Source organism: Vogesella urethralis (assembly GCF_007644045.2).
Lineage (GTDB): Bacteria > Pseudomonadota > Gammaproteobacteria > Burkholderiales > Chromobacteriaceae > Vogesella > Vogesella urethralis.
The window spans coordinates 20,010-28,286 of the sequence record NZ_VMDW02000049.1 but is presented as its reverse complement, the minus strand read 5'-3'; the positions used below and the strand labels follow the sequence as shown (position 1 = coordinate 28,286).

Below are 8,277 nucleotides of genomic sequence, written 5' to 3'. Positions count from 1 at the left end.
GGCTTGCTCATGACACCTCCTTGTAGGGCCTAGTGTGAGGCTCACGAGGTATCTAGGAAAGTGAGGGCGATTCATAAGCGAGTTACATAGGTGAAAGTTCTCGTACATCTGATGGCTCCTTCATGGATCAGGTTGATGAGTGACCTGTGCGGTGTCATTTGAAGTTCGTACAGTTGTAGGCTGTTGTATGTTGCTACATTTCATTAGACCGCAACGCTGCCCGCGCAGCGTCCACCAGTACGTCGCTCAGGCGCGCCAGCCGGGGCGATTGCACCTGCCAGTGGTGCCAGTACAGCGCCACGTCTACCGGTTTGTCGGGCTGCAGCGGCAGCAGGGTGCCGGCCAGACCGCATGCGGCCAACTGTACGTCGGGCAGCATGCCCCAGCCCAGCCCCAGCTTGACCGCCTGCAGATAGGGGTCGGACGCGGGCAGGAAGTGGCAGGGGTAGCTATCGTCCGGCAGGCCGAAGTGCTGCAGCAGCCAGTCGGCTTGCAGCCGGTCTTTGTGGTTGTAGATCATTACCGGCGCCCGGCGCAGTGCGTCGCGGCTGACGCCGCCGCCAAACCAGCGGGCGTGGTAGTCGGCGCTGGCCAGCGCCTGATAGCGCATCACGCCCAGCGGGCTGGCGCTGCAGCCGCGCATGGCTTGCGGCTCGGTGGAGATGCAGCCCAGCGCCATGCCGGCTTGCAGCAGGGTGTAGGTGTGGTCCTGATCGTCCACGATCACGTCCAGCAGCACGCGCTCGCGGATCAGGAACGGCGTCAGCGCCGGCAGGAACCAGCTGGCCACGCTGTCGGCGTTTACCGCCAGCGACACGCTGAGCATGGCGCTGTCGTCGCCGGCAAAGGTGGCGGCCAGGTCGGCTTCCAGCAGCGCGGCGCGTTGCAGGTGCTGGCGCAGCAGCTGGCCTTCGCGGGTGGCGCGGCAGGGGCGGCTGCGAACCAGCAGCGGTTTGCCCAGCACTTCTTCCAGCGCGCGGATGCGCTGCGAGATGGCCGATGGCGTCAGGTGCAGGTCGTGTGCGGCTTGCTCGAAGCTGCCGCTGTCCAGCGCGGCCAGAAAGGCCTCGCAGTGTTTGGGGTCGAGTTTCATCGCGGTTCTGGCGGTGTAAGTGAAGCCAGATTAATGATAGCCAAGATAATTTAATCTTGCTGTTCTGGCTGGCGGGGCTGCCCGATACTGGCGGCCAACCTGACACCACGGAGAGCACCATGCTGACAGCCAGCTACTTCAAGGGCCTGGGCCTGGGCGCCAGCCTGATCATGGCCATCGGTTCGCAAAACGCGCACGTACTGAAAATGGGCCTGTTGCGCCAGCACATCGGCCCCACGGTGCTGGTGTGCATGCTGTGCGACGCGGTGCTGATTGTGGCCGGCGTGGCCGGCATGGGCAGCCTGATCCAGCACAGCCCGCTGCTGCTGGAGGCGGCGCGCTGGGGCGGGGCGGTGTTTTTGTTCTGGTACGGGCTGCGGGCGTGGCGCGCGGTGCTGGCCAACGACAGCCTGCAGATTGCCGCCGGGGCGCAAACCATGCCATTGAAGGTAGCATTGGCCACGGTACTGGCGCTGACGCTGCTGAACCCGCACGTGTACCTGGATACCGTGGTGCTGCTGGGCAGTATCGGCGGGCAGGAGGCGGGCGACGGCAAGCTGTGGTTCGCGCTGGGGGCGTGCACGGCGTCGGTGCTGTGGTTTACCGCGCTGGGCTATGGTGCACGGCTGCTGGCGCCGCTGTTTGCGCGGCCGCTGTCGTGGCGGGTGCTGGATGGCGTGGTGGGCACGGTGATGTGGACGCTGGCCGGCGCGCTGGCTCTGTCCTGAGTGGGCTGTGGGCATGAAAAAAGGCGGCACCGTGTGGGTGTCGCCTTTTTTGTTTTGGTGCGGTGGTGGGCCACCGCACCGTGGAAAAACCGGAGCCGTCGTCGTTCATGCGCGTGCCTCCGCCGTGCCGACCAGGCGCAACCGTTCTTCGCGTTCGCTTTCGATGAAGTGGGCGATCATGGTGCGGTAGATCTTGGCGGTGAGGGCGGCATCGGCGCCCAGCTCGCCGGCCAGGCGGGTGACACGGCGCATCACCTGGTCCACGCGCTTGCCGTCTTCCACTTCGGCGTCGCTGTGCTTGAAAGCGGCGGCTTGCTGCACGTACAGGCCGCGATGGGCGATCATGCTGACGATGGCGCGGTCCAGGCTATCGATCTGGGTGCGTACTTCTTCCAGGTTGCGGCATTGGTAAACCCATTCCATTTTCTGCTCCTTGTGGCGGTAGTGTGGTGGTGGCTGCGGCCAACCCTGTGGTTGGCCGCATGGGTGGCTCAGTAGTAGTTCAAGCCCATGGCGGCCTTGACCTCGGCCAGCGTTTGCGCGGCGACGGCGCGGGCTTTCAGCGTGCCTTCTTTCAGCATGGCCAGCACGGCGCCGGGGTCTTGCGCGTAGGCTTGGCGGCGGGCGCGGATGGGGGCCAGCAGCGCTTGCAGGATGTCTTCCAGCTCGCGCTTGATCACGGCGTCGCCCAGGCCGCCGCGCTGGTAATGCGCTTTCAGCTCGGCCACACGGTTGGCGTCGGGGTGGAATACGTCGAGGTAGGTAAACACCACATTGCCGTCTACCTGGCCGGGGTCGGCCACGCGCAGGTGGTTGGGGTCGGTGTACATCATTTTCACGGCCTGGCTGATGTCGTCGGCGCTGGCGCCCAGTGTCAGCGCATTACCCAGCGATTTGGACATCTTGGCCTTGCCGTCCACGCCCGGCAGGCGGGCGCCGGCGTCCGGCACTACCGCGCGGGCTTCTACCAGCACCGGCTCGGCTACGCTGCCGTTAAAGCGGCGCACGATCTCGTTGGTCTGCTCGATCATCGGGATCTGGTCGGCGCCCACCGGCACGATGGTGGCCTTGAAGGCGGTGATGTCGGCGGCCTGGGCGGCGGGGTAGGTGAGGAAGCCGGCCGGGATGTCGCGCTCGTAACCGCGCAGCTTGATCTCGTCCTTGATGGTGGGGTTGCGTTCCAGTCGCGACACGGTCACCAGGTTCAGGTAGTACGACGCCAGCTCGGTCAGCTCCGGCACCAGGCTCTGGATGAAGATGGTGCTTTTGGCCGGGTCGATGCCGACGGCCAGGTAGTCCAGCGCCACTTCCAGTACGTTTTCACGCACCTTCAGGTAGTTGCCCATATTGTCGGTCAGCGCTTGGGCGTCGGCCAACAGCAGGAACTGCGGGCAACGCTCTTGCAGGATGACGCGGTTGCGCAGCGAGCCCACATAGTGGCCAAGGTGCAGCGGGCCGGTGGTGCGGTCACCGGTAAGGATGATGTCTTGCGGGGAAACTGTGTCCAGTAAGCTCATGCCGATCTCCGTGATATCGGGGAGGCTGAGTAGGCGCTGGGGAGGGTACTGCTGGAAGTGATAAACCCGGGCGCCTTGTCAGCTGCTCCCGGGTTTGCTTTACGTACGCAACCGCGGTGCCGCCGTTAGAGGCGCCACCAGGAAAAAAACACGAATGCGGATGCGGGTTTGGTATTCATGGGGTTTATAAAAACACGGCGCTCAGGCTGGCGTCAAGCGCTGTTTGCCGCCGTGTGGTGCATTGCATCACCAGATGGTAAAACGCCGCGCAATAGCGCGGCGTCGGGTAAGCAAGCGGTGTCTTCAGGCGGCCGGCGGCACGGTATCGGCAAAGCTGGCCTGGGCCGACAGCTTGTCGTACAGCCTTTCCAGGTTGGGGTACAGGTCGCGCCACGGCAGGTCGGCAAAGCGGAAGTCCAGATAGCCCAGCATGCAGCCGGTGGCAATGTCGGCCAGGCTGTAGCCTTCGCCGTTGCACCAGTGGCGCTCGCCCAGCATGGCCGACAGCGCGGCCAGGCCGCGGTCGATCTTGCCTTGCTGGCGGTCTACCCATTCCTGGCTTTGCTGCACCGCCGGGCGGCGGCGCTCCACCACGATGTTGGCCGCCGCATCGCAGATGCCGTCGGCCAGCGCTTCGAAGCGGCGGGTTTCCACCAGCAGGCGGCGGTCTTGCGGCAGCAGGCGCGACACCGGCGAGATCGCGTCCAGGTATTCCACGATCACCCGCGAGTCGTACAGGCTGCTGCCGTCGTCCATCAGCAGCACCGGCACCTTGCCCAGCGGGTTGAAATCGGCCACGGTCGATGTGCTCTCCCACGGGATATCCAGCTGCAGCGGACAGTCGATCTTTTTCTCTGCCAGGACGATGCGCACCTTGCGGGCGTAGGGGCTGGTAAGCGAGGCGATCAGTTTCATGGGTCGGGTATCAGAAAGTGGTGTGGAATGAATGATTTATAGCGCAAGCGGCGCTGCCTACGATAGCACAATACATCTGCATAAAGTGCAAAGTGTTATCGAATTTCCACCTTACCGTTAACGTTCAGCTGAATCAAGCTATTGCCCGGCTGAAAGTTGGCCGCAGCCACGTCAGCTACCGGCGCGGCGGCCATTTCGGCTTTGGCGCGCATCATCATCGGGTAACCGGGCTGGGCGCTGCCGATGCTCAGCTCGCTGACGTGTTGCTGGGTCTTGCCCAGCGCTTTGCCGGCGGCAGCGGCTTGCGCCTGCAGCGCGGCGATAGCTTGCGGGATCAGCTGCGCTTCGGCCTGGCGGCGGCTCTGCTCGGACACGCCAAACTGTACGCCTTCCAGCGCCATGTATTTCTGCAGCCTGGCGATCAGCTCGGCGGTATCGGTAAAGTCCTGGCTTTTGAGTTTGATCTCGGCGCGCGCCTGCCAGCCGGTGATCTTGCCGTTCTTATCGTAGTCCGGCCAGGTGTTGTAGCTGCCGCTGCTGAAGGTAACCTTGCGGAAGCCTTCGGCGTCCTGGCGGGCGCGGTTCAGCAGCTTGTTGATGCGGTCGGCCAGCGCGCCGGCTTGCGGCAGGCGGTCTTGTACGTACAGGCTGGCGTTGACCTCGTCGTTGGCCAGTTCCTGGCTGGCGCTGGCCGACAGGTTCAGTACGGTAGCGCCGTTATCGGCAGCCACGGCTGCCAGGGGCAGGGTGCACAGCAGGGCAAGGGCGGGCAGGGTGGTGCGCATGGTCGTTTCCTTCACGAAAAGGGGTCTGACTGCTGGTGAGCTGCGGGGTTCAACGTCGTTCGGTGACGAAATGTTATCGGCATGCCGGGTGGGCGACAAGTTGCCCTGAAGGGCAAAAACAACGCCCCGTGTGGCAGGCACACGGGGCGCAAGGTTGGCCGCAGCCGGGCAGGGCTTAGCCCAGCAGCAGGGCGTCGTCGTCGATGGCTTCGCCGCGGGTTTTCTCGAACATCGCCAGCAGGTCGGCCACCTGCATGCGGCCGCGTTCCTCGCCGGCCACGTCCAGCACCACGCGGCCCTGGTGCAGCATCACGGTGCGGTGGCCGTGGTCCAGCGCCTGGCGCATCGAGTGCGTCACCATCAGCGCGGTGAGCTGGTTCTCGTGCACGATGCGGTCGGTCAGCTCCAGCACGAAAGCGGCGGTTTTCGGGTCCAGCGCCGCAGTGTGCTCGTCCAGCAGCAGGATGCGCGACGGTTGCAGGCTGGCCATCAGCAGGCTGACCGCCTGACGTTGGCCGCCAGATAGCAGGCCCATGCGGTCCGGCAGGCGGTTTTCCAGCCCCAGCTTCAGCGTGGCCAGCTTGTCGCGGAACAGCTCGCGCAGGCCACGGTTCAGCGCCGGGCCAAAGCCGCGCTTGCGGCCGCGGTAGTAGGCCAGCGCCATGTTTTCTTCGATGCTGAGGTTTTCGCAGGTGCCGGCCATCGGATCCTGGAACACGCGTGCCACCAGCCCGGCGCGCTGCCAGCCCGGCGTGCGGGTGACGTCTTTGCCGTCGATGTGCAGGCTGCCGCTATCGACGATCACGTCGCCGGCCAGCGCGTTCAGGAAGGTGGATTTGCCGGCGCCGTTGCTGCCGATCACGGTCACGAACTGGCCGCTGTCGATTTGCAGCGACAGGCCGCGCAGCACCGGGTTTTCGATCGGCGTGCCGGGGTTGAAGGTCTTGAACAGGGTATCGGCGCGCAGCATCAGCGGGCTCCTCCGGGTTTACGGGCCAGCTTGGCCTTCAGCTTGGGCAGCACCAGGGCAAAGCCCACCAGCAGTGCGGTAATCAGGTTGAGGTCTTGCGCCTGCAGGCCGATGAAGTCGGCGTTCAGCGCCAGCGCGATCAGCAGGCGGTACAGCAAGGCGCCCAGTACGGTGGCCAGCGTGATCACCCACAGCGTGCGAGACGGCAGCAGCGTTTCGCCGATGATGACCGCGGCCAACCCTACCACGATGGTGCCGACGCCCATCGATACATCCGCGCCGCCCTGGGTTTGCACGTACAGCGCACCGGCTACCGCGATCAGCGCGTTGGATAGCGCCATGCCGGCCAGCACCATGCGTTCGGTGGCAATGCCCTGCGCCCGCGCCATGCGTGCGTTGGCGCCGGTAGCGCGCATGGCCAGGCCGGCTTGCGACGCAAAGAACACGTCCAGCCCCAGCTTGGCGGCCACGATCAGCGCGGCCAGCACTGCCGGCTGCACTTGCCAGGCGATGTCGAAATTGTCGCCGATCAGCGGGCTGAAGATGGTGGGGCTGCCGATCAGCGGCATATTGGGCGCGCCCATGATGCGCAGGTTGATCGAATACAGCGCGATCATCACCAGAATGGACGCCAGCAGCTGCAGGATGCCCAGGCGTACGTTCAGCCAGGCGGTCAGCCAGCCGGAAGCGGCGCCGGCCAGCGCGGCCACGCCACAGGCCAGCCATGGGTCGTGGCCGCCGGCAATCAGCGTGGCGGCCACGGCGCCGCCCAGCGGAAAGCTGCCGTCGGCGGTGAGGTCGGGAAAGTCGAGGATGCGGAAGGAAATCAGCACGCCCAGCGCCACCAGGGCGAAGATCAGGCCGATTTCCAGCGCACCCATCAGGGCGATCAGGGTCATGATGCGGGTCTTTCAATGGCAACGCGCAGCTCGTGGCTGCGCGGTGGGGTGACAGGTTGGCCGCAAGGTGGGCGGCCAACCTGACGGGTTTACTTCACGGTATCGCTGGCTTCTTTCAGCAGTGCCGGGCTGAGGGTGACGCCCTGTTTCTGGGCGGCAGCCGGGTTCAGCGTCAGCGACAGCTTCTCGCCTACCTGCGGGGCGATAGCGCCGGCTTTCTCGCCTTTCAGGATGCGTACGACCAGCTTGCCGGTCTGGCGGCCGATGTCGTAGTAGTTCTGGCCCAGGGCAGCGATGGCGCCACGCTTCACCGAGTCGGTATCGGACGCCACCAGCGGCAGCTTGCCTTGCTGGGCGACGGCGGCCAGCGATTCGTAGGTGGACACCACGTTGTTGTCGGTGCTGGTGTACAGCACGTCCACTTTACCGATCAGGTTCTTGGCGGCCGGGGCCACGTCCACGGTACGCGGTGCCGGCGCTTCTACCAGGCTCATGCCACGCTTGGCTAGCTCGGTTTTCAGCTCTTTGGCCACTACCACCGAGTTCACTTCACCCGGGCTGTACACCATGCCCACGCGTTTGGCGCCCGGTTTGATCTTGGCGATCAGGTCCAGCTGCGGTGCCAGCGCCAGCTTGTCGGAGACACCGGTGACGTTGGTTTTGGACGGCTGCCAGCTCGGTACCAGCTTGGCGGCAACCGGGTCGGTGACGGCGGTGAACACCACCGGAATGCTGCGGGTAGCGGCCACGGCAGCCTGGGCGCTCGGGGTGGCGATGGCCACGATCACGTCCGGCGCGTCGCCAACGAATTTCTTGGCGATCTGGGCGGCGGTGGCCGGGTTACCTTGCGCGCTCTGGTACTGGTACTTGATCTGCTTGCCCGGTTCGAAGCCGGCGGCTTTCAGTTCGTCCTCGATGCCCTTGCGCGCAGCGTCCAGCGCCGGGTGGTCCACGATCGCGGTAACGGCAACCGATTTCTGCTCGGCGGCGTGGGCAAACAGGGGCAGGCTGGCAGCCAGTGCTGCGGCCAGGAGGGTACGGCGGGCAATCGTGCTCATCTTGCTAGCTCCGGAACGGGACAGGTTGTGGTGCAATGCGATAATTGCGCAATCATATTGCAAAGTGCCGGCCGTTTCAGATTGTGCAAAGCAATAATATTCCAAATATTGTATTAAAAAAGTGAAATGTGCCAACTTGGTGCGTGCTTAAAAAAGAAGCGGCCAACAAGCTTGGCCGTCGGGGGTGGATGCTGGCGAATTGTGTAGTGCCGCTATTTCAGCGGCAGCTGCCTCATGCTGATTGTATGAATGAGGGGCCGGGCGCGGCAGGGCTTGCCTGCCGCGGTAGCCGCCTTCACCGGCCACGACGTG

9 protein-coding genes are annotated in these 8,277 nt (G+C 64.7%); 1 reads left to right on the top strand and 8 read right to left on the bottom strand.

Annotation, left to right across the window (positions count from 1 at the left end; translation table 11 throughout):
• Positions 1 to 193: 193 nt before the first annotated feature.
• A complete protein-coding gene (argP, locus tag FLQ03_RS02455) occupies positions 194 to 1,093 on the bottom strand; it encodes an HTH-type transcriptional regulator ArgP (protein WP_144373971.1) in 900 nt (299 codons plus the stop codon).
• A gap of 119 nt (positions 1,094 to 1,212) precedes the next feature.
• Between argP and FLQ03_RS02450 the strand changes: the two genes are divergently transcribed.
• Positions 1,213 to 1,821 (top strand): LysE/ArgO family amino acid transporter, encoded by a 609-nt coding sequence (locus FLQ03_RS02450; RefSeq protein WP_170252284.1) that lies wholly within the window; start codon positions 1,213 to 1,215, stop codon positions 1,819 to 1,821.
• A gap of 105 nt (positions 1,822 to 1,926) precedes the next feature.
• Here the strand turns inward: FLQ03_RS02450 and FLQ03_RS02445 are convergent, their stop codons facing one another.
• The 7 genes from FLQ03_RS02445 to FLQ03_RS02415 form a co-directional block, all read right to left on the bottom strand.
• A complete protein-coding gene (locus tag FLQ03_RS02445; RefSeq protein WP_144373969.1) occupies positions 1,927 to 2,244 on the bottom strand; it encodes a chorismate mutase in 318 nt (105 codons plus the stop codon).
• Positions 2,245 to 2,312: 68 nt separating this feature from the next.
• Positions 2,313 to 3,338, bottom strand: coding sequence for a tryptophan--tRNA ligase (gene trpS, locus FLQ03_RS02440; protein WP_144373968.1), 1,026 nt, complete (start codon positions 3,336 to 3,338; stop codon positions 2,313 to 2,315).
• A 303-nt stretch (positions 3,339 to 3,641) separates the two neighbouring features.
• On the bottom strand, positions 3,642 to 4,253 hold the full coding sequence (locus FLQ03_RS02435) for a glutathione S-transferase (protein ID WP_144373967.1): 612 nt from the start codon (positions 4,251 to 4,253) through the stop codon (positions 3,642 to 3,644).
• Positions 4,254 to 4,348: 95 nt separating this feature from the next.
• Positions 4,349 to 5,038 (bottom strand): SIMPL domain-containing protein, encoded by a 690-nt coding sequence (locus FLQ03_RS02430; protein ID WP_144373966.1) that lies wholly within the window; start codon positions 5,036 to 5,038, stop codon positions 4,349 to 4,351.
• Positions 5,039 to 5,213: 175 nt separating this feature from the next.
• On the bottom strand, positions 5,214 to 6,008 hold the full coding sequence (locus FLQ03_RS02425; protein WP_144373965.1) for an ABC transporter ATP-binding protein: 795 nt from the start codon (positions 6,006 to 6,008) through the stop codon (positions 5,214 to 5,216).
• Positions 6,008 to 6,907 (bottom strand): ABC transporter permease, encoded by a 900-nt coding sequence (locus FLQ03_RS02420; protein ID WP_144373964.1) that lies wholly within the window; start codon positions 6,905 to 6,907, stop codon positions 6,008 to 6,010. Before FLQ03_RS02420 ends, FLQ03_RS02425 begins: the two co-directional genes overlap by 1 nt.
• 89 nt (positions 6,908 to 6,996) lie before the next feature.
• The gene (locus FLQ03_RS02415; protein ID WP_144373963.1) at positions 6,997 to 7,965 is read right to left on the bottom strand and encodes an ABC transporter substrate-binding protein; all 969 of its coding nucleotides are present in this window, start codon (positions 7,963 to 7,965) and stop codon (positions 6,997 to 6,999) included.
• Between the last annotated feature and the right edge of the window lie 312 nt (positions 7,966 to 8,277).